The organism is Amphritea atlantica, from assembly GCA_024397875.1.
GTDB classification, from domain to species: Bacteria; Pseudomonadota; Gammaproteobacteria; order Pseudomonadales; family Balneatricaceae; genus Amphritea; species Amphritea atlantica_B.
Window position 1 is genome coordinate 27,129 of sequence record CP073345.1, and the last position, 22,667, is coordinate 49,795.

Below are 22,667 nucleotides of genomic sequence, written 5' to 3' on the forward strand. Positions count from 1 at the left end.
GGCTTGCATTTAATTCTGCGACAGGAACCAGGTTTCTGCCTGAGCTTTACCGGATATCCGGTAAAACAACGTTAGCTGTAGATGGCAAGATGGTTAGCAAAGCGCTCCGTCGCCCGATATAGAAGGGGTTTACCGGGGTCAAAACACGATTTAATCACCTTCCGGATCATTCGCAGCTTTGATCAAGGATGGCTGGTAATGACAGAAAGCAATGACGCGATCAGCTGTATCCTTTGCGTTTTCTGCTTTGAGATTCACAGCCTGTTTACAACTGGAATGTCTTCCCCGACAGCAAGTATGTGGGAAGACCTGGAGGTGGAACATGAAAATGTTCTCAAGCTTAAAATCAGGACGATGTTGGCAGACGATAAAGTCGTTGCCTGCCATCATATTCGCCCTGCTACTGGTCGGCGCTGCAATACCGACCTTTGCAGTGCATGATGTCGCGCTATTCGAACTGGATACCCGTGCCGGTATGGAAGGGGATCAGGATAAGAAAAATGATCCCATTCCTGACATGGTCGGCGATGGTAATACTGCGGATGAAGCAGCGGATGGAGATGACTGGGAAAACGTTTACCTAGGAACCGATAGCGCCGATGTCACCTCATTCATCGAGGATACCTTTGCCAATAACAATATTGATAACGGTGCCCAACCCTTTGTTGCCCTGCGGACACCAGAGATCAGCTTCTTTACCGGCGGTGGTTCAAAAGACACCAACGGTATTCAGGACGGTCCCTGGAAGTACAAGGTCATCAGCGACCAGGTGCCCGACAAGAACGATATTGTTAACGCCTTTGCCGCACTGTATTCCCAGGAAGAGGGTGATCCCATACTCTACTTCGGTCTGGACACCTTCTCTGTGAACGGTGATGCCAATGCCGGTTTCTGGTTCTTCCGGGACGATGTGTCTCTGGCACCACTGGGTGAAGGGGAAAATACCGGTACCTTTATCGGTGAACACCGGGATGGCGACCTCTTTGTTGCGGTTGCCTATACTCAGGGTGGCCGGGTCGGTGATATCGATGTCTACCAGTGGAGTGGCGACGATGCCACCGGTAGCCTGGTGCTGATGGAGTCCGGTCAGGACTGCGCAACCGTCGGTGCTGATGATCCCGTCTGCGGCGTTATCAACAAACTGCTGCCAGACCAGACCTTTGGTGAAGACCCCGTCTTCGATTACGCCAATACCCTGGTAGCCAATAACCCCCTGGACCCCACCAGCTATCAGTATGAATCAGCTGCCTTTGTTGAATTTGGCCTGGTGCTTGATGAAACCCTGTTTCCCAACGGTATAGGCTGTTTCAGCACCTTCATGGCGGAAACCCGTTCGTCACAGTCTGAAACAGCACAGCTGAAAGACCTGGCGCTGGGTAACTTCGATGTCTGTAGTATCGATGTCGCTAAAACCGGGGATGGCCAATCCAAAGTGGGCGATGATGTTGATTACAGCATTACCGTCACCAACACCGGTCTGGCTACCCTGTATAAGCAATCTATCACTGACACCCTGCTGGGTGACCTGAGCGACGATGCCGGCTGCGGTGCGTCACTGGCTCCCGGAGCCAGCTGTGTTATCAACGTAAGCCGTACTGTATTGGCGGGAGATTCCGATCCGCTGCCCAATACCGTCACCGTTGTTTACACCGAGTTTGCTGATCCGGCATCATTGGAATTTACCGCCAATGATGATCATGAAGTAGACCTGTTCCAGCCAGCAATTGATGTGGATAAAACCGGTGACGCGCTGTCTAAAGTCGGTGATGATATCGACTACACCGTAACCCTGAGCAATAACAGCAGTGACGATACTCCGGCGCTGAACTGTATCGCTTCAGACTCCTACGGCGGCACCATATTCGATGGTGTTCTGGCGGCGGGTAATACCGTACTGAACTACAGCTATACCGTTCAGGCCGGCGATCCTGATCCACTGGTGAATACCGTCAGTATGCAATGTACTGTCGACACCTTTGGTAATATCCTCAACGCCAGTGACGACCATAGCACTGATCTGTTCCAGCCTGCTATCGATGTAGCCAAGACTGGAGATGACCTGTCCAAAGTGGGCGATGATGTTGATTACACCATCACCCTGAGCAATAACAGCAGTGCCGGTACTCCGGATCTGAACTGTGTGGCTACAGACGACCTGATGGGTGAGGTGTTTAATGGCGTACTGCCTGCCGGTGATACCGTCATCAATACCAGCCGTACTGTCCAGGCCGGTGATCCCGATCCGCTGGTTAATACGGTAACAATGGACTGTACTGTTGCCGGCTTCGGTAATGCGTTAACCGACTACGACAGCCATAGCACCAACCTGTTCCAGCCAGCAATTGATGTGGCTAAAACCGGTGATGCATTGTCCAAAGTGGGCGACCTGGTCGACTACAGTATCACGCTGAGCAATAACAGTAGTGGAGATACTCCTGCCATGGAATGTGTTGCCACAGACAGCCTGCTGGGCGAAGTGTATAACGGTGTGCTGCCTCTGGGCGATACCGTGATCGCTGCCAGCCGTACCGTACAGGCCGGCGATGCCGATCCGCTGATCAATACAGTCACTATGAACTGTACTGTGGGCGGTGGCTTCGGTAATGCGCTGAGCGACAACGACAGTCACAGCACTAACCTGTTCCAGCCTAGTGTAGCCATTGATAAGACAGCAGACTGTGATGCCGGTGTACCTATCGGCGCGGATATCACTTACAGCTATCTGATCACCAACACCAGCTCTGGCGATACTCCAAGCCTGAGCCTGGCCAGTATCACAGATGATAAGATCGGTGATCTGTCTGCGGCGGCTGCTGTTGCAAATTGCGATAGTCTGGCATCGGGTGAGTCCTGTAATTTCAATGCAACCTATAATACGTCAGGACTGCCTGTTGGCATCATAATGAACACCGTCAATGTCCTCTACAATCCTGTAGGGTGGCCTAACGATGTTCCAGCAAGCGATGATTACAGCTGTGATATTGTGCTGCCAGAACCTGCTACCGTTGTTATCGAGAAAGTACTGCTGAACGCTGAAGGCTCAACCTTCAACTACAGCAGCAATGGTATTCAGATTGCTGCCGCATGGGATGAAACACTCATGCCGCTGTTCGCACCTGTACCTCCGCAAAACGTTGCTTCTCCATTTGCACCTGCCGGTGCGGGTAATGGCTTTGCGACTACAATCGAACTGGTCGTCAACGTGCCTGATATCACTCAGACCTCTGAGGCCACGGTGGAAGAACTGCTGCCGCTGCCCGACCAGATCTACTTCAATAGTCTGAGCTGTAGTGCAGCCATTGGCGGCAACCTGAGCGGATATACGGTTGTGGATAAACTGGCGACCCTGACGCTGGGTTCCGGTGACTTTGCGTTCTGTCGCTATGTCAACGAGTTCATCCCGGGTGACGAAGGCTGTACTCCAGGCTTCTGGAAAAACAGTCCCGGAAGCTGGGATGATACCGCCTATGCGACCACTGATCTGGTTGAGGATATCTTCCAGTACAACAATGGCGTAGCTCACACCATCCCAGGCTCATACTTCAGCGGCAATCCTAAGACTCGTCTGAGTCACACGGATACCCTGATGGATGCGCTGGACTACGAGGGTGGTGACGACAACGAGAAAGGTGCAGCTAAGATCCTGCTGCGTGCCGCTACTGCCGCGATACTGAACGCAACGCATTCCGGTGTGAACTACACCCGGTCTGCCGACAGTATCATTATGGAAGTGGTTGATGCGCTCGAAACTAAGGATCGTGACATCATCCTGACTCTGGCCACCGAGCTGGATTGGGATAACAATCTGGGATGTCCATTATCCAATGATAACTCCTTCTAAGGGAGTCCCGGTTCAGCACTAGCTGATGATCATTGCGATACCCCCCAAAGGCGATGGCTCCGGCCATCGCCTTTCTCTATTCCCGACGACTGCTTTGAAAAATCGGTGCTAACATTTACTTTATCAACCGGTTAACAGCCCCTCTCGGATACTTCCCCTTTTAATTCTGTCTGTTGCCGGTGTACCAGAAAGCCTGTCAGTCAGGAAGCGCCGCAGCGAAGCCCGGGATGTCACCCGGGAGTTTCGTAACAAACGTCAAGGGGTCTTCAGCCTCCCGGAAAACAGCGAAAAAAACCCGTTGTAAAGCGATGACAGCGGGCTGTTAACCTCTCTTAACAGACCGTTTTAGATAGTTTTCTATAATATTCAGACAGTTAACGGCTTTTACCCGTCTGACTGTACACTCCCCCTTACATCCACATCCCGCTTGTCACTCGACGGCGACACCACATAATTCATATATTTCAATACTTTACGATTTTGGTCTAAGGCTTGCATCTAATTCTGCGACAGGAACCAGGTTTCTGCCTGAGCTTTACCGGCTCTCCGGTAAAGCAACGTTAGCTGTAGATGGCAAGATGGTTAGCAAAGCGCTCCGTCGCCCAGATGTAGAAGGGGTTTACCGGGGTCAAAACACGATTTAATCACCTTCCGGATCATTCGCAGCTTTGATCAAGGATGGCTGGTAATGACAGAAAGCAACGACGCGATCAGCTGTATCCTTTGCGTTTTCTGCTTTGAGATTCACAGCCTGTTTACAACTGGAATGTCTTCCCCGACAGCAAGTCTGTGGGAAGACCTGGAGGTGGAACATGAAGATGTTCTCAAGCTTAAAATCAGGACGATGTTGGCAGACGATAAAGTCGTTGCCTGCCATCATATTCGCCCTGCTACTGGTGGGCGCTGCAATACCAACCTTTGCAGTGCATGATGTCGCGCTATTCGAACTGGATACCCGCGCCGGTATGGATGGGGATCAGGATAAGAAAAATGATCCAACTCCTCTGATAGTCGGCGATGGTAATACCAAAGATGACGCACAGGCAGGAGATGACTGGGCCAATGTCTATCTCGGAACGGATAGTGCCGATGTCACTTCATTCATCGAGGATACCTTTGCCAATAACAATATTGATAACGGTGCCGAAGGCTTTGTTGCCCTGCGGACACCGGAGGTCAGCTTCTTTACCGGCGGTGGCTCAAAAGACACCAACGGTATTCAGGACGGCCCCTGGAAGTACAAGGTCATCAGCGACCAGGTGCCCGACAAGAACGATATAGTCAACGCCTTTGCCGCGCTGTATCCCCAAACCGAGGGTGATCCCATACTCTACTTCGGTCTGGACACCTTCTCTGTGAATGGTGATGCCAATGCCGGTTTCTGGTTCTTCCGGGACGACGTATCCCTGGCACCACTGGGTGAAGGGGAAAATACCGGGACCTTTATCGGCGAACACCATGATGGCGACCTCTTTGTTGCGGTTGCCTATACTCAGGGTGGCCGGGTCGGTGATATCGATGTTTACCAGTGGAGTGGCGACGATGCCACCGGTGGTCTGGTGCTGATGGAGTCCGGTCAGGACTGCGCAACCGTCGGTGCTGACGATAAGGTCTGTGGCGTTATCAACAAACTGCTGCCGGACCAGACCTTTGGCGAAGACCCCGTCTTCGATTACGCCAATACCCTGGTCGCCAATAACCCCCTGGACCCCACCAGCTATCAGTATGAATCAGCAGCCTTTGTTGAATTTGGCCTGGTGCTTGATGAAACCCTGTTTCCCAACGGTATAGGCTGTTTCAGCACCTTCATGGCGGAAACCCGCTCGTCACAGTCTGAAACAGCACAGCTGAAAGACCTGGCGCTGGGTAGCTTTGATGTCTGTAGTATCGCGGTTACCAAAACCGGTGATACCATCTCAAAAGTGGGTGACGATGTCGATTACAGCATTACCGTCACCAACGACGGGATGGCAAAACTGTATAAGAGTTCCATTATTGATTCAGTGTTCGGTAACCTGACCGATGGCTCCAATGCGCTGATTACTGGCAGTGATTGCGGTGACAGTCTGCTACCCGGTGCCAGCTGTACCATAACCGTGACACGCACGATTATGGTCGGCGATCCCGATCCGCTGCCCAACACCGTTACGGTTATCTACACCGAGTTTGATGGTGACCCTCAGTCTCTGAGCTTCACCGCCAGTGATAGTCATTCCGTAGACCTGTTCCAGCCAGCAATTGATGTGGATAAAACCGGCGATGCGCTGTCTAAAGTCGGTGATGATATCGACTACACCGTAACCCTGAGCAATGACAGCAGTGCCGATACTCCGGCGCTGAACTGTACCGCGTCAGACTCCTACGGCGGCACCATATTCAATGGTGTTCTGGCAGCCGGTGATACCGTACTGAACTATAGCTATACCGTTCAGGCCGGCGATCCTGATCCACTGGTGAATACCGTCAGTATGCAATGTATTGTCGCTGAGAACTTCGGTAATGTTCTGGATGCCAGTGACGACCATAGCACTGACCTGTTCCAGCCTGCTATCGATGTAGCCAAGACTGGAGATGACCTGTCCAAAGTGGGCGATGATGTTGATTACACCATCACCCTGAGCAATAACAGCAGTGCCGGTACTCCGGATCTGAACTGTGTGGCTACAGACGACCTGATGGGTGAGGTGTTTAATGGCGTACTGCCTGCCGGTGATACCGTCATTAATGCCAGCCGTACTGTCCAGGCCGGTGATCCCGATCCGCTGGTTAACACGGTCTCCATGGACTGTACTGTTGCCGGCTTCGGTAACACAGTGAGCGACAGCGACAGCCATAGCACCAACCTGTTCCAGCCTGCAATTGATGTGGCCAAAACCGGTGATGCTCTGTCCAAGGTGGGCGATGATGTCGATTACACCATTACCCTGAGCAATAACAGCAGTGCCGATACTCCGGACCTGACCTGTGTTGCGACAGACACCCTGCAGGGTGAGGTGTTTAATGGCGTACTGCCTCTGGGCGATACCGTGCTTAATAACAGCCGTACCGTGCTGGGCAGTGATGAGGACCCACTGATTAACAGTGTCACCATGGACTGTACTGTCGGTGGAGGCTTCGGTAATGCGCTGAGCGAAAGCGACAGCCACGAAACCAACCTGTTCCAGCCTAGTATCACGCTTGATAAAACCGGTGATACCCTGTCCAAGGTCGGCGATGACGTGAATTACGTTATCACCCTGAACAACACCAGTTCTGCCGATACTCCGGAGATGGATTGTACTGTCAGCGATGCCATGCTGGGCATTAACAACCCTGTCTCACTGCTACCCGGCGAAACCTATGTTATCAACATGGCCTATACAGTTCTCGGAACTGACAGTGATCCATTGGATAACACCGCAAGCGCAAGTTGCTCTCCGGTCGGGTTCCCGAATGTACTGCCGGCTTCAGATGGCCATTCAGTCGATCTGTTCCAGCCAGCTATTAACGTGGCTAAGACCGGTGATGCGCTGTCCAAGGTGGGTGACGATGTTGATTACACCATTACCCTGAGCAATAACAGCAGCGGCGATACACCAGATCTGAACTGTACTGCAACAGACAGTTTGTTGGGTGTGGTCTTCGATGGTGTCCTGCCTGCCGGTGATACCGTGATCAATACCAGTCGTACCGTGGTGGCCGGTGATCCCGATCCGCTGGTTAATACGGTAACAATGGACTGTACTGTTGCGGGCTTCGGTAACCAGTTGAGCGACAGCGACAGCCATAGCACCGACCTGTTCCAGCCAGCAATTAATGTGGCTAAAACCGGTGATGCCCTGTCCAAAGTGGGCGACCTGGTCGATTACACTATCACGCTGAGCAATAACAGTAGTGGAGATACTCCTGCCATGGATTGTGTTGCCACAGACAGCCTGCTCGGTGAGGTGTTTAATGGCGTACTGCCTCTGGGCGATACCGTCATCAATACCAGCCGTACCGTACAGGCCGGTGATGGCGACCCACTGGTTAACAGTGTCACCATGAACTGTACTGTGGGCGGTGGCTTCGGTAATGCGCTGAGCGACAGCGACAATCACAGCACTAACCTGTTCCAGCCTGGTCTGACTATCGACAAGACTGCGAACTGTGATCTGGATGTACCGATCGGTGCCCTGATCACCTATAACTACCTGATCACCAATACCAGCTCTGCTGATACTCCGGACCTGAGTCTGGCATCTATCAGTGATGATAAGGTGGGTGACCTCTCTACGGCAGCAACTAATGCTGGTTGTGCTAGCCTGGCTTCAGGCGCTAGCTGTAACTTCAATGCAACCTACGACACTGCATTACTGCCTGCCGGCGCTATCGTCAACATTGTTGATGTGGCTTACAACCCAGCAGGATGGCCGAATAACGTTCCGGCCAGTGATAGTCACACCTGTAATGTTGTTCTGCCAGAACCTGCTACTGTGGTAATCGAGAAAGTACTGCTGAACGCTGCAGGGTCAACCTTCAACTACAGCAGCAGTGGTATTCAGATTGCTGCCGCATGGGATGAAACACTGATGCCGCTGTTCGTTCCGGTGCCTCCGCAAAACGTTGAATCACCCTTTGCACCTGCCGGTGCGGGTAACGGTTTTGCGACCACCACCGAACTGGTCGTCAATGTGCCAAATATCACTCAGACCGTTTCGGCTTCCGTTGAAGAGCTGCTGCCGCTGCCCGACCAGATCTATTTCAATAGTCTGGAATGTGCTGCGGCCACCAGCGGCTTCCTGAGCGGATATACGGTTGTGGATAAACTGGCGAGCCTGACTCTGGGTTCCGGTGACTTTGCGTTCTGTCGCTATGTCAACGAGTTCATCCCGGGTGACGAAGGCTGTACTCCAGGTTTCTGGAAAAACAGTCCCGGAAGCTGGCCTGATACTGCCTATGCGACCACTGATCTGGTTGAGGATATCTTCCAGTACAACAATGGCGTAGCTCACACCATTCCAGAGTCCTACTTCAAGGGTAATCCTAAGCTCAAGCTGAGCCATACAGATACTCTGATGGATGCGCTGGACTACGGTGGTGGTGACGACAACGAGAAAGGTGCAGCTAAGATCCTGCTGCGTGCTGCAACTGCCGCAATACTGAACGCAACGCATTCCGGTGTGAACTACACCCGGTCTGCCGACAGTATCATTATGGAAGTGGTTGATGCGCTCGAAACTAAGGATCGTGACATCATCCTGACTCTGGCAACCGAGCTGGATTGGGATAACAATCTGGGATGTCCATTATCCAATGATAACTCCTTCTAAGGGAGTCCCGGTTCAGCAATAGCTGACGATCATTGCGATACCCCCCAAAGGCGATGGCTCCGGCCATCGCCTTTCTTTATTCCTGACTACTGCTTTGACAAAACTGTGCTAACTTTTAATTTATCTACCTGTTAAATGGATCAGGAACGATGAAATTCAACAGCCCCTCTCTGATACTTCCCCTTGTAATTCTGTCTGTTGCCGGTTGCTCCAAACTGCCCGTCAGCCAGGAAGCCCCACCGCCCATGCCCACAGCAAAGCCGGACGAGCTGCGCCAGCCCCTGATGGTCAATTCCATTGCGGATGGCGGACCGGGCAGCCTGCGGGACGCCATCAGCCGGGCCAACGCCACACCGGGGATGGACCGGATTCTGTTTGACAGTGACGCCACCCTGTTCCGTCAGCCCCAACAGATCACCCTGACCTCGCCCCTGCCAGAGATCACTGACGACCTGCTCATTGACGGTTTTATCGACAACATGCTGTGGCAGGCTTCCGGGGTGACCCTCTCTGGCAACCATCGTTATCGCGTGTTTCGGGTGGCTGCAGCAGTGACGGCTGACATCCGCCACCTGACCCTTGCCGATGGCCGTGCCGACAACGGTGCCGGCATCCTCAACCGGGGCGAAACCGTTCTCGAAGGGGTCAGTTTACTGAACCACTCTGCCACCCAAAACGGAGGCGCTATCCATAACAGCGGCCGTTTATGGCTGATTAACAGCACCCTGGCCGGTAATACCGCCGGACTGGCCGGTGGCGGCCTGTATAACCATACCGGGCAGGTCACGGTGACCAATGCCACCTTCACCCGGAATCGCGCCGCTCAGGGCGCCGCCCTGTACAATCAGGGCGATATCCTGATGGCCAACTCAATTCTCACCGGTAACCTTATGGCCGCTGACTGTGCCTCCGAGTCGGCCTTTGATACGCCCGTCCGGAGAAATATCATTAGCCGCCACGAAGGCTGTGGTTCCCCCTTCTCAAATCAGGATGTGCAACTGGGTCAGCTGGGGTATTACAACGGCCCGACTCAAACCATCCCGATATCCGGCAGAAGCCTGGCGGTTAACCACGGCAATAACCGTGCAGCAATAGGCGCACGGGGGGCGCAACTGGTATGGGATCAGCGTGGCAATGGTGATCCGAGATTTACCGCGGGTATCACCGATATCGGAGCGTTTGAAATTCAGGCCAGAATTGTGCTGCAAGTGGACACTCTGGACAGTTCCGATAAACGCTGGTGCACCAACGTTGCGGATGACTGCTCCCTGAGCGGAGCCCTGCAGATTGCCGCGGCCAGTCCGCGCTTATCAACCATCAGCTTTCAGCCGGATCTGTTTGCGCAGCCTGTGACGTTGAAACTGGATGGCGGGTTACCGGACATAGATCACCCGATTGTGATTGATGCGTCCGACGTCGCCCGGGTTACCATATCCGGTGCAGATAAACGCTGGAAAAAGCCCCTGTCAGAAGGACAGCTAATCCTGAAGAATGCCCGCTTCACGAATGGAAGCTGAAAGAAAAGCCATCCCTGGCGCCCTGATCCCTGCAGGTTCCCTGTTTTCCTCTGTCGTCTGAGAGCCAGGCTCAAAGACGACGTCTGAGGAATACAGCTCCCACTCATTCAGGAGCCAAAATCAATCAAGGTTTTTTACCGTTACCCTTACCGTTCGAGCCACCGCCTGATTGCTGAAGCTGAACGTAAACCGTTGCGGTCGCCGTTTTATCACCATCGGTAATGGTATAGCTGAAGCTATCGTTATTCTTAAAGCGTTTACCCGGCAGATAGGTCAGGGTACCGTTGCTGTTCACTGAAACAGCGCCTTTTGCTGCGTTCGATACCGCAGAGATTGACAGCGTATCCCCTTCCGGATCTGAGTCATTCGCCAGCACTGCAATCACAATGGCGTCAGTACTGATCATGGTTGCGTTGTCATCCACTGCAACAGGTGCGCTATTCTGATTCGCGATCGCATTAACCGTTACCGTTACCGTTGCACTGGCAGTATGCCCCTTGCCATCAGAAACGGTGTAACTGAAGCTTTCCACGCCGGTAAAGCCCGCCGCTGGCGTAAAGCGAAGAACGCCACTGCTAACAGTGACACTGCCATTCACACCACTGGTGGACACAATCGTCAGGGTATCGCCATCAGGATCGCTGTCATTGGCCAGCACCGGAATCAGGACCGCCGTATCCATATCGGTAGCAGCACTATCATTATTCGCCACCGGAGCCGTATTCGTGGCAACGCTGGCATTAACCGTTACGCTCACACTCGCCGAGGCATTGCCGCCCTTATTATCCGAGATGTTGTAACTGAATACTTCCGTACCACTGAATGTCGCTGCCGGGGTAAAGGACACTGTACCGTTATTGTTGATCTTCGCTGAACCGTTTGCCACCCCACTGAGGGACGTTACAGCCAGGTTATCACCATCCGGATCACTATCATTACCCAGTACAGAAATCGTTACCGCTGTACCGCTGTCGGTCACAGCAGTGTCATCCAGGGCAACCGGAGCACTGTTGCTGGCCGGATTATCAACCACATAGGTCACGCTGCCGCTGGCAGAATAACTGCCGCTGGCGGCACTGGTGGTGATGCTGTAAAAACCATCGGCAGCGGTCACCGGCGACACTACCGTCAGGTTGGTCGCGGCACTCTGTCCGGGTGCCAGTGTCAGTGCAGCGCTGTCCAGTTGTGCACTCCAGCCAGCAGGCTGGGCAGCACTCAGGTTAAAGCTACTGCTGCTACAGCCACTACTGTCATTGTTTTGCAGCGTCACGCTGTAGGTAACCGCAGTTCCTGCAGCCACCCAGGCACTCTGGTCAGGCGAAAAACTCAGGCTTGGATTAGCACGACTACAGGTCTGTTGACCACCCGGGACATCGATATAGACTTCGGCGCCCTTGCTGTCAGCCAGCAGGGTCTTCATGCTGATACCGGCATTTTTATCATTGTAGGTCTGACCCACATCAATAGCCGCGTACGCAAAGTCGCCAGACGGGTTCATGTCCAGCAGATAGCTGGTGTTACCCGCCTTTTCATTACCGGTATGCACGGTGATACCGCTGGTCAGGTTATGCGCAGTGCTGTAGCTCAGCGCAATATCAGCGCCTATCGCCTGACGATATTCCAGATAGTACCAGTCGTTAGCCCCGAAGGTTGAGTTATAACCTTTCAGTACTTTCAGCGCTAATGGCTGAGTGCTGTCGAGTTCGTGCGGCGCCAGCGTATAGGTTCCACTGCTGGTAATCGTCTGAGGCTGCACCCATCCCAGACGGCTCTTTTCATACACGTTGAAATGGCCACGACCCGCGCCCATCATATCGGCTGTATCACCATACTCAACAACAGAGCAGCTGGAGCCCAGAGTTGCAGAGCCGCAGTCCAGATCATGGGCATGGTACAGACCCAGGTTATGGCCCAGTTCATGGGTGAATGTTGAATAAACATTTTTACCATTACTCCAGGCTCTGGATGGCGCACCACCCACGGTACCGAGTCCGCCCCAGCCACAGCTGCTAAGACGCGGCCAGACGTAAACGATGCGGTCGTAATCGTTCACATTGAGACCCGCTTTGGCAGCCGCCAGATCAGCCTGGTCGGAAAATTCAGTACGGTTACAGGTGCTGCCTGAAACCGGCAGGGTGTACCAGCCAGCCACGGTTGTTTTCAGCCATGTCTGACCGTAAGAGACTTCCTTATAATAATCATTTACCTGGTTAAACGTGTTCTGAACATCGGTACGGGTCCAGGGTTTATTGCCTGAATCGTCCTGAAAGTTGACCATCATCACCAGTGTACGCTGTTCTCCGAAAGTGTTTCCCAGTACGCCCGGATCTGATCCGTAGGTCGGGCCATTCTCCGCCCCCAGCGTCAGGATTTCGGCATCACCGGAACCGATCGCAACAGATCCATCGCTATCGTCTTCACCGGCATCCAGATATAAGCCATCCAAAGCGATACGCTGACCGGTCTGAAAATTCTCATTCTTGTCAGCAAAATGCAGTACAAAGCGTTCGCCGAACGGGGTTTTAAGCGCATGCTCTACCCGACTCTCAGCCGGGTTTTCAAAGTTATCAACATAGATAACTTCCAATTCACCTTCAACCTGTAGCGGCTGCTCTATATAGGCAAGTACATCGGACGGCAGACCGACCTGCTTCTCTTCCGGGATGGCGACTCGCATAGCCTCAGCAGGATTAGTACGGATCAGTTCAGCCATCATCGCGTTGCGTGCTTCCGCTCTGGCGATCAGTTTATCCAGCGCCATCGCCTTGTTTGATGCGCCGCGGGCCTGAGCCCACTCTTTACGGGCCTGGATAAACGCTTCGGTCGCTTCAGTGGCGACTTTACGCTGGGTGGCATTGTCTGCAGCAGACGGTTGGCCATGCTCAGCCTGATGTACATGTTCGTGTGACTGTGCGAAAGCGATAGATGAAGATAAAACACTAACGGAGCCAAGTATCAGAGCACTGAGCAAATTACGGATTGCAGGCCTATGTATTAACAAATTAGGATCCCCCTGTATTAAGCAGGTGACGATCCTCCAGACAAGCAGGCCTGAGTGAGTAAACTCTCATTCGGCAGTCCGGCTGTTCTTAAAGAAGAACCCGAGACTTTGCGCAGCCTGTAACACGCCAGGCCTTGCCTTTTCGTGAGAGGATCTGTCAAAAATTAAGTACTGTCTGCGGATTGTTACCGCACGTTCGCTGTCAGGCAGATAACTGTTTATACTGATCTGATCAGCCCGGATAAGAAGACCGGCGTCCTTGATACTTTATACACAGCATAAGCCATGCCAAAAAACATCTGTTCGTTTTTTAATCAAACAGTTATCCGTATTTAAACACTGACTTTGACCGATCGGGTGGGTAGCGGGGACGAATTACAGAGAAGAAGTGTCGCTGTTTTTGGGACACTTTAGAGGGAAAGTATAAAACTAACGAAATACCCTGAAATTCTTAACGGCTATTTCGTTAAATCGCAGAATGCCGAGAGTATAACCTCATGTTTTCAGGCGTTAAGTTTTATTAACAGACTGAGCATTTTGTAATCAATTCTGAACAGTAAAAGTGTTGCCTTTTGTAGACGCAATATTGATGAAAAATAGCAACTATTTGATTAATAGATACTTTTAGTGTCTCAATTCTGAAACACTCGTCTAAAATTCTGATTTGAAAGTATCAGTGGAAGCAGCTGAATTTAATGGAGGAGTTCGCCGATGGGTCTGCATTCATCCCACAGCCAGACGTGACGCGGACAGCTTTCGACCGAGTCGTAGAGAAGAGTATCGAGAAACAGAGCGTCTGACAAATCCATCTGCTCGATAGCAGACCTTTTTGCACCGGCTCGGGTATCGTCCTCTTCCAGGGGGTTCATATCAGCAGAAAGTGTTTTATCTTTACCCTCTGCTGATCGTTTACTATTCATCATTTAGCTCCAACTTATACTTAAAATACAGCAAAGCTGGTGCCAACATTCTATCTACTTGATTTTTATATTTTTTTTATCTTAGTCATTCCGAAAAAACAGAAGACTGACAGGCAAAACTTACAACTCGGGTGATCGGACTGTAATACCTGCTTAACGCTGTATATGATGTTTTTCTAGCAGATGATACAGCGTCACTCTGGAAACCCCTAACGCCTGAGCCGCACGGGTTATATTGTTGCCTGAGGCCAGTAGGCCCTTTTTAATCATAGCTTTCTCGGCCTTATTTTTCACCTCTTCCAGGCTACAAACCAACGGCGTAGCCCGCTGTTCCTCAAGCCCCAGATCCTCTGACGTAATCAGCTTATGCTCTCCCATCACCAACGCCCTGCGCACCCGGTTAATCAGTTCCCGGACGTTACCCGGCCAGTGGTACTGACTCATATCCTCCAGTGCATTCCTGCTGAAGCCTTTTGCCGGACTATTACTTTCCTGTTTCAGGCGCTGAAAAAAATATTTAGCCAGCAGGACAATATCTTCCGCCCGTTCCCGTAAAGGAGGCACCTGAATATTCAGCACATTCAACCGAAAATACAGGTCTTCCCTGAACCGTCCCTCCTGAACCATCTGGCTTAAGTTGACGTTCGTCGCAGCGATAACTCTGGCGTTGACCTGCTGAATGGCAGTGCTACCCACCCGTTCTATGGTTTTTTCCTGCAGAAACCTCAGCAGATAGGTTTGCAGATCCAGCGGCAGATCGCCAATCTCATCCAGAAAGATTGTGCCATTATTAGCCGCTTCAATACGGCCAATATTCTGCCTGTGAGCACCGGTAAACGCGCCCTTCTCATGTCCAAACAACTCCGAGTGGATCAGGGTATCCGGCAGGGCGCCGCAATTAACCGGAATAAAAGGGCCGTCACTGCGATCAGAACGAAGATGAAGCGCCTGAGCAATTAACTCTTTACCCGTGCCGCTCTCTCCGGTTATCAGTACCGGAGCATCCGTGCCTGCAATTTTGCGAATCTGATTAAAAACCTTCAGTATTGTTTCACTGCCACCCACCATCTGGCATTCCAGTTCATGGTGATCTTTGCTGGCCAGTGGCGTGTCCAGCAGTTCAATGCCGTAAGCATGGCCCAGCGTTGACTCTAACCGGCACAATTCTTCTACTTCAGGCAGCGGTAGTGAATGATAGTCATAGAAAAAATCATGGACCAGTCTGCGTATCGTCGGATGTTCCAGTGAGGACGGGTGCAGCAGAGCTATCCAATTCGTATGGGGGGTATCATTAACCAACTGTTGTATCTGTTCATAAAGCTTGGCTGTCAAATTATCCAGCTGGACAAGCCCAACGGGGCAAGGCGAGCTTTCCAATATTTCCTGCGCGACTTCCGGATCATACACCCTATGGATGCTCCACTGAGCTTCCATCTGTTCGGGAAAGTGCACCCTGGCATCAGGATTAAGATCGAGAAAAAGCACTTTACGAGACAAATCGACAGGCCTAGCTGAGTACTTCACTCCTGTCATTCTCTGCATAGCTATTTCGCTCTTCTTAAATTATCTTATTGCTGAGCTAATTTTAGTTGAGCCAAATCATAGTAGTTGGATATTTATTCATACAATATAATAATATTGTGTCTCTATTTTCATGCAAAACTTCCTTGACGCCTGTCTCCAAAAACCTGTCAATTCTTGTTTACAAAGCGCTGAGATTATCGTCTCTTAATTGCAACAAATACGCGTTTTTTGCCGATTTTTATCTACTTTACTTTTCAAGTACGAAAAAAAACAGTTTCAGTTCTATAGTAAGAGATACCTGAAAAAAGGTATTTACCATGTATAGCAACTATTTTGGAATGGATGAACCGCCGTTTTCCATTGCACCGAACCCCCGCTACCTGTTTCTGAGTAAACAGCATCGTGAAGCGTTGGCGCACCTGCTTTACGGCATCAGCAGCAATGGCGGCTTTGTCCTGCTGACCGGAGAAGTCGGAACAGGAAAAACCACGGTCTGCCGGGCATTGTTGGATCAACTGCCTGACAATACCGATATTGCCCTGATCCTAAACCCTAAATGCGACAGCGAGGAGCTACTTGCTGCGATCTGTGATGAACTGCATATCAGCTATCCAAAGAGCGAAGGAACGCGCCTTAAAGACTATATCGATGCACTGAACGATTACCTGCTGGATGCCCACGCCCGGGGGCGGAATACCGTTCTGATTCTTGACGAAGCCCAGAATCTGGGTGTCAGTGTTCTGGAACAGATTCGCTTGCTGACCAATCTTGAAACGGACTGCAGTAAACTGCTGCAGATTGTTCTGATCGGTCAGCCAGAGCTGCTCACCCAGCTGCAGCAGCCTGAACTCCGACAACTGTCCCAGAGAATCACCGCCCGTTATCATCTGGGTTCCCTGAGCCGTAGCGAGCTGGAAGCCTACGTCAGTCACCGCCTCTCCGTGGCAGGCGTGCAGGGTCGTCTGTTTCCGGTGTCCACCCTCAATCGCCTGTTTCGTATCACCAAAGGTATTCCCCGCCTTATTAACGTGGTGTGTGATCGGGCCTTACTGGGTGCGTTTGTCGAACGTCAGAATCGCGTAGAGGTGAACACCCTGACCAAAGCGGCCGGAGAAGTACTCGGTGAAAACAATAAGACCGGCATGTCACTGAACCTGTGGCAGACGGTGGCATTACTGTTGCTGATTACCACATCACTTGGCTGGGTATACCAGAGTCAGCTCAAAACCTTGTCCGCCCCGTGGCTGAACCGGTTCAACTCATCCACCATCGCAGCAGAAGCCCCTCCGACCGCAGTGCCCGCAGTGCCGGCAGCGCCCGCAGTGCCCGCAGTGCCCGACAAGCCACTATCAACGGTACTGCTGGCGACACAAACCTGGCCTGATAACAGTGGCCGGGAACGTAATCAGGTGTACGCCTACCGTTCGCTATTTCAGCGCTGGGGGGTGGAGTACGATCCCAGAAGCCATCCGATAGTCTGTCGTTATGCCCGGGAGCTGGGTTATGACTGTCTGTTTAACAGCGGTTCGCTGGACAAGCTGATTGAGCTGAACCGTCCGGCAGTGGTAAAGCTCGGTAATACCTTTGGCGACTTCTACGCCACCCTGGTGGCCATTCAGGATGATCAGGCCGAACTGCTTCTGGACAATCAGCGCCTGATTCTGCCGTTATCCGATCTGCAGCCGTTCTGGCGGGAAACCTATACATTGTTCTGGAAGTTGCCGCCGAATTATAGCGGTATGATTCAGCCCGGTAGCCAACTCGATAATGTTGAATGGCTGTCCCGGCAAATGGCACTGATCACAGGCCGGCCTGCCGACAACTTCCGCCAGGATATATACAGCCCACGGCTGGTAAAAGAGGTCAAAGCCTTTCAGCACAGTAAGGGACTTCTGGCCGATGGCATCATTGGTCCACGTACGGCAATACACCTGAACAGTGCAACCAGCCAGTCTGTTCCCAGATTGGTACAGGATGGATGAGGTAGTGCTATGTCTTATATTCTGGATGCCCTCAAGCAGTCCGATCAGCAACGTACAGCAGAGCCTGTTCAGCCCCTGCTGATTCCCGCCGACCGCAGCACAGGGAAAAGGCCCTCACGCTGGCTGCTTTACCTCATTGCGATCGTTTTTGCAGGTACAACTGTCGTCTGGTTCAGTACCCGACAAGCACCGGACAACGCCGCGCCGATAAGCCTGACCTCTGACAACTCGCAGCAGCAAGCCCCTGCCGCGACAGACCCGGTTGATGGACTACAGGGGGTCAGGATCACTCTGGATGACAGCCCCGCGGAAACTCCGTCTATAACGCCACCTCCATCGCCACCGCCGCAACCGAAGGCCGTCCGCGAGCCCAGCCCCTCGGTTCCTGAAGCGGTGACGATATCCGCCGCCCCTTCGCAACCCTCCGACCCTATGCCAAGCGACGCAGCACCTGAAGCGGTCATTACGCCCGTACAGAAGAATCCGGAACCCGAACTGATATACTGGCGACAGTTGCCGGTAGAGATTCAGCGTTCGCTGCCGCCGCTGAGCTTTAGCGTACATATCTATAGCAGTGATCCGACATCCCGGATGGTCAAAGTTAACGGCCGGGTACTCCGTGAAGGAGACACCATCAGCGCCGGTCTGCTGTTAGATCAGATAACTCCGGATGGGGTTGTATTAGCGTTCAGGGGATATCGCTTTCGTATGAGCCGGGTCTGATTGAGTCGCGGGTAGCGTCCTAATAGGGTATATTCTCGCCTTTGAAAAACGACTAATCGGTAGCAGCTAACATGCAACAACTCGGAACCCTATATGTGATTTCAGCACCGTCCGGTGCAGGTAAAACCAGCCTTGTTAAAGCTCTGCTGAATCAGGATCAGCGCGTTTGCGTTTCAGTTTCACATACCACCCGGGATATGCGCCCTGGTGAAACCGATGGTAAAGACTATAACTTTGTCAGCATGGCAGACTTCAACGCGATGATTGAGCGGAAACACTTCCTCGAATATGCAGAAGTGTTCACCAATAAGTACGGCACCTCTCGACTCTGGGTTGAAGAACAACTGCAACAGGGCCGGGATGTCATTCTCGAAATTGACTGGCAGGGTGCTCAGCAGATTCGCAAACAGATGCCGGAGTGTGTGTCTCTGTTTATTCTTCCTCCCTCCATAACCGAGTTGCGTCAGCGCCTCACCGGCCGGGGTACCGATTCTGAAGAGACGATTAGCCACCGCATGTCAGAAGCACTGAATGAGATGCGCCATTATGGCGAGTATCAGTATCTGGTGATCAATGATGATTTTGATACGGCGTTACAGGAACTCCAGGCCGTCTTCACTGCCCGCAGACTGGAGCTGACCCGACAACAGCAAAAGTACAGCACAATGCTCACTGAGCTATTGTCAGAATAGCCCGGCTCAGGTAGACTGGCCGGCTCTCCGAATCAGGTCTGAGAATTGGCCTGAATGACTGAACCCTATATCCGAGGTCGCTAAATGGCTCGCGTAACTGTTGAAGATTGTCTTGAACATGTAGACAACCGTTTTGAACTGGTAATGATCGCTTCTAAGCGTGCTCGTCAGATCGCTACGGGTGGTAAAGACCCTAAAGTTGAGTGGGAAAATGACAAGCCTACAGTCGTTGCTCTGCGTGAAATTGCAGAACAACATATCGACGTAAGCATTCTGGATGAACGCGAAGAAGATTAACTCTTTTTCAATCCGTTAGAATAAGGCATCATCTCTATAGTTTCTGTTTTTTTGTAGTCCCGAGAAATCTGACTACCTAGAGGCATAGGAGTAATTGATGCCAACTGTTGATGCGCTTTCTGATCGTCTGACCGGTTATCTTGATCTGCAACAGATCAAGCTGGTCAGACGTGCGTATTATTATGCTGAACAAGCCCATGACGGACAGCGCCGCAAAAGCGGTGAACCCTACGTTACCCACCCCCTTGCAGTAGCCTCAATTCTTGCCGGTATGCATATGGACCATCAAAGTCTGATGGCTGCCATGTTGCATGACGTAATCGAAGACACCGCCGTTTCACGCGACGGACTCGAAGGACAATTTGGCCCGGTGGTTGCGGATATCGTAGACGGCGTCAGCAAGCTGACACATCTGGAGTTTGAAACCCGCGCAGAAGCGCAGGCAGAGAACTTTCAGAAGATGGTCCTGGCAATGGCGGTTGATATCCGGGTCATACTGGTAAAACTGGCAGACCGCCTTCACAACATGCGTACGCTGGGTGCGATGCCGCCCGAAAAGCAGCGCCGCATCGCCCGTGAAACTCTCGATATCTATGCACCGGTTGCGGCCCGCCTGGGGATGCGCGACCTGCAACTCGAACTCGAAGACCTTGCCTTTCAGTCATACCACCCGATGCGGGCCAAATATATCCGCCGGGCAGTTGTACAGGCCCGGGGACAGCGTAAAGATGTGATCACCTCAATTGAAGAGGCGATCCGCAACCGGCTCAAACAGGAAGGACTCCCCGGCACCGTGTCAGGCAGAGAGAAGCACCTGTACAGCATCTACAGTAAGATGAAGACCAAGGGTAAATCCTTTGCTGAGATAATGGACGTCTTTGCCTTCCGCATTGTCACCGAATCGGTTGATGACTGCTACCGTGCACTGGGTATTGTACACAACCTCTATAAGCCGGTACCCGGACGTTTCAAAGATTACGTTGCCATCCCTAAAGCCAATGGTTATCAGTCCCTGCATACCGACCTGTTTGGCGCACGCGATATCACCATTGAAGTACAGATTCGCACCAAAGAGATGGATGCGGTCGCCAGCCAGGGTATTGCCGAACACAGTCATTATAAAATCTACGGTGACTCGAACTCTGCTATCGACGGCTATAACCGGGCACGTAAATGGGTACAGGGACTGTTGGAGATGCAAAAGCGGGCCGGTAACTCGATGGAGTTTATCGAAACCGTCAAAACCGACCTCTTCCCTGACGAGGTTTATGTGTTCTCACCCAAGGGGCGGATCTTTGAACTGCCACAGGGCGCAACAGCCGTTGATTTTGCCTATGCGGTGCATACCGACATCGGTAACTCCTGTGTATCCTGTCGTATCAATCGTCGCTTAGCGCCCCTGTCACAGCCGCTGCACAGTGGCCAGACCGTCGAGATCATTACCACCCCCAGTGCACAGCCAAATATGGCCTGGCTTAACTTTGTCATCACCGGCAAGGCCCGTTCCGCGATCCGCCACTTCATCAAAGTGCAGCATCGCGGAGAATCAATTGAACTCGGCCGCAGACTGCTCACCCAGTTCCTGTCTAACTACGGTTCCAGCATAGACGATATCGATCCAGTCGCCCTCGCTCAGGTGCTGCACGAAGCCGAACTTAAATCGCTGGACGAACTGCTTCAGGATATCGGTATGGGTAACCGTATGGCCTATGTCGTCGCCCGACGACTGCGGCCGGTTGCGCATGAAGAGGATGAGCCTCAGGAGATCCCTGACAGCAATAAGACCACCCTGGCTATTCGGGGCACCGAAGGGATGGTACTCCACTACGCCCGCTGCTGTGGTCCGATTCCGGGTGACAGCATCACCGGGCATATCAGTACCGGTCGGGGCCTGGTCATCCACCGCACTGACTGCCGCAATATCGCCTTTATGAAAGATGATGCCGAGAAGTGTGTCTATCTCGAATGGTCCAACAGTATCGACGACGAGTTTATCGTCAATCTGGACCTCAAAGTCGAACCCAAACGGGGCCTAATTGCGACCCTTGCAACAACAGCCTCCGGTGCCAGTGCGAATGTGTTGAAGATCGATATCACCGAAACAGACGACGCGCTTAATACAGTCCATATCGACCTGACGGTTAAGGACCGGGTCCACCTGGCGAAAGTGATGCGCAAGCTGAAGGCGCTGAAAGCGGTGTACAAAGTAACCCGGGTTTAAAACCGGCTACAAACTCTTTAAAACGCACCTCAGGGTGCGTTTTTTTATGCCTGTATAAAGGCCTCTGGCCAGAACGCTGCTTTGCAGCTCGCTAGACGTCGCTTCGCGACTTGCTAGTAGCTAGAACAAGCGTGCCCTGATGTACTGGCGCGCGGGCATGCCCATTCACAATGTTCACATTACCAGATTATCACGACGAGGTACCCAGAGGACTGCTAGCGTCGCTCCCACATCGACCCCAAGCAGGCTTTAGGTCTTGTTCTAACGACTAGCAGGCGCGCAGCGCCGTTCTAGCAAGCGACGCAGTCGCGTCTAGCCACGTCTTTGTTAACGCGCCTTAAACGAAAAAAGCCCCGATCATTCGCATGATCGGGGCTGTTTCGTAATTAGGTGCTTGGCGATGACCTACTCTCGCATGGAGAAGCTCCACACTACCATCGGCGCTAAGACGTTTCACTTCCGAGTTCGGTAAGGGATCGGGTGGTTCCATCTCGCTATTGTCGCCAAGCAAAACTGGTTGCTCTAACGATTTGAACAAGCTTATCTGTTCAAAGCGTCATTCGAATCCTGTAATCGGAGAGTCATGTACAAACTCTAATCCGTGGCTGTTTTATTCAGCCTGCGATGTATCTTAATTTATCAGCTAACCAAACGCTTT

Annotated in this window: 11 protein-coding genes, 1 rRNA gene and 1 riboswitch; of the genes, 8 read left to right on the forward strand and 4 right to left on the reverse strand. The window is 52.1% G+C overall.

The genetic code is table 11. The annotated features are described in order from the left end of the window. The first annotated feature begins 322 nt into the window (after positions 1 to 322). From KDX31_19675 to KDX31_19685, 3 genes are all read left to right on the forward strand, one after another. Positions 323 to 3,841, forward strand: a complete 3,519-nt coding sequence (locus tag KDX31_19675) for a hypothetical protein (protein UTW05618.1) — start codon at positions 323 to 325, stop codon at positions 3,839 to 3,841. Between the two features lie 812 nt (positions 3,842 to 4,653). Next, on the forward strand, positions 4,654 to 9,132 hold the full coding sequence (locus KDX31_19680) for a hypothetical protein (protein ID UTW05619.1): 4,479 nt from the start codon (positions 4,654 to 4,656) through the stop codon (positions 9,130 to 9,132). A 149-nt stretch (positions 9,133 to 9,281) separates the two neighbouring features. Further along, entirely contained in the window at positions 9,282 to 10,649 is a 1,368-nt protein-coding gene (locus KDX31_19685) for a hypothetical protein (protein UTW05620.1), read from the forward strand. Positions 10,650 to 10,773: 124 nt separating this feature from the next. On the opposite strand, the gene KDX31_19690 is transcribed toward KDX31_19685, so the two are convergent. The 3 genes from KDX31_19690 to KDX31_19700 all read right to left on the reverse strand — a co-directional run bounded on the left by KDX31_19690 (position 10,774) and on the right by KDX31_19700 (position 16,004). Continuing rightward, positions 10,774 to 13,650, reverse strand: coding sequence for a tandem-95 repeat protein (locus KDX31_19690; protein UTW05621.1), 2,877 nt, complete (start codon positions 13,648 to 13,650; stop codon positions 10,774 to 10,776). A 69-nt stretch (positions 13,651 to 13,719) separates the two neighbouring features. Then, positions 13,720 to 13,799, reverse strand: a riboswitch (cyclic di-GMP riboswitch). Positions 13,800 to 14,342: 543 nt separating this feature from the next. Beyond that, positions 14,343 to 14,570 (reverse strand): hypothetical protein, encoded by a 228-nt coding sequence (locus tag KDX31_19695; protein ID UTW05622.1) that lies wholly within the window; start codon positions 14,568 to 14,570, stop codon positions 14,343 to 14,345. A gap of 153 nt (positions 14,571 to 14,723) precedes the next feature. Continuing rightward, positions 14,724 to 16,004, reverse strand: coding sequence for a sigma-54-dependent Fis family transcriptional regulator (locus KDX31_19700; GenBank protein UTW05727.1), 1,281 nt, complete (start codon positions 16,002 to 16,004; stop codon positions 14,724 to 14,726). A 407-nt stretch (positions 16,005 to 16,411) separates the two neighbouring features. Here KDX31_19700 and KDX31_19705 point away from each other — a divergent pair, with 407 nt between their 5' ends. The 5 genes from KDX31_19705 (at position 16,412) to KDX31_19725 (ending at position 22,009) form a co-directional block, all read left to right on the forward strand. Continuing rightward, on the forward strand, positions 16,412 to 18,076 hold the full coding sequence (locus KDX31_19705) for an AAA family ATPase (protein ID UTW05623.1): 1,665 nt from the start codon (positions 16,412 to 16,414) through the stop codon (positions 18,074 to 18,076). A 9-nt stretch (positions 18,077 to 18,085) separates the two neighbouring features. Continuing rightward, the gene (locus tag KDX31_19710; GenBank protein UTW05624.1) at positions 18,086 to 18,799 is read left to right on the forward strand and encodes a general secretion pathway protein GspB; all 714 of its coding nucleotides are present in this window, start codon (positions 18,086 to 18,088) and stop codon (positions 18,797 to 18,799) included. A 71-nt stretch (positions 18,800 to 18,870) separates the two neighbouring features. Further along, positions 18,871 to 19,491 (forward strand): guanylate kinase, encoded by a 621-nt coding sequence (gene gmk / locus KDX31_19715; protein UTW05625.1) that lies wholly within the window; start codon positions 18,871 to 18,873, stop codon positions 19,489 to 19,491. Between the two features lie 84 nt (positions 19,492 to 19,575). Continuing rightward, the gene (gene rpoZ, locus KDX31_19720) at positions 19,576 to 19,788 is read left to right on the forward strand and encodes a DNA-directed RNA polymerase subunit omega (GenBank protein ID UTW05626.1); all 213 of its coding nucleotides are present in this window, start codon (positions 19,576 to 19,578) and stop codon (positions 19,786 to 19,788) included. A 97-nt stretch (positions 19,789 to 19,885) separates the two neighbouring features. Next, positions 19,886 to 22,009, forward strand: coding sequence for a RelA/SpoT family protein (locus tag KDX31_19725; protein UTW05627.1), 2,124 nt, complete (start codon positions 19,886 to 19,888; stop codon positions 22,007 to 22,009). 392 nt (positions 22,010 to 22,401) lie between these two features. Here the strand turns inward: KDX31_19725 and rrf are convergent. Beyond that, positions 22,402 to 22,517, reverse strand: a 5S ribosomal RNA gene (gene rrf / locus KDX31_19730). Between the last annotated feature and the right edge of the window lie 150 nt (positions 22,518 to 22,667).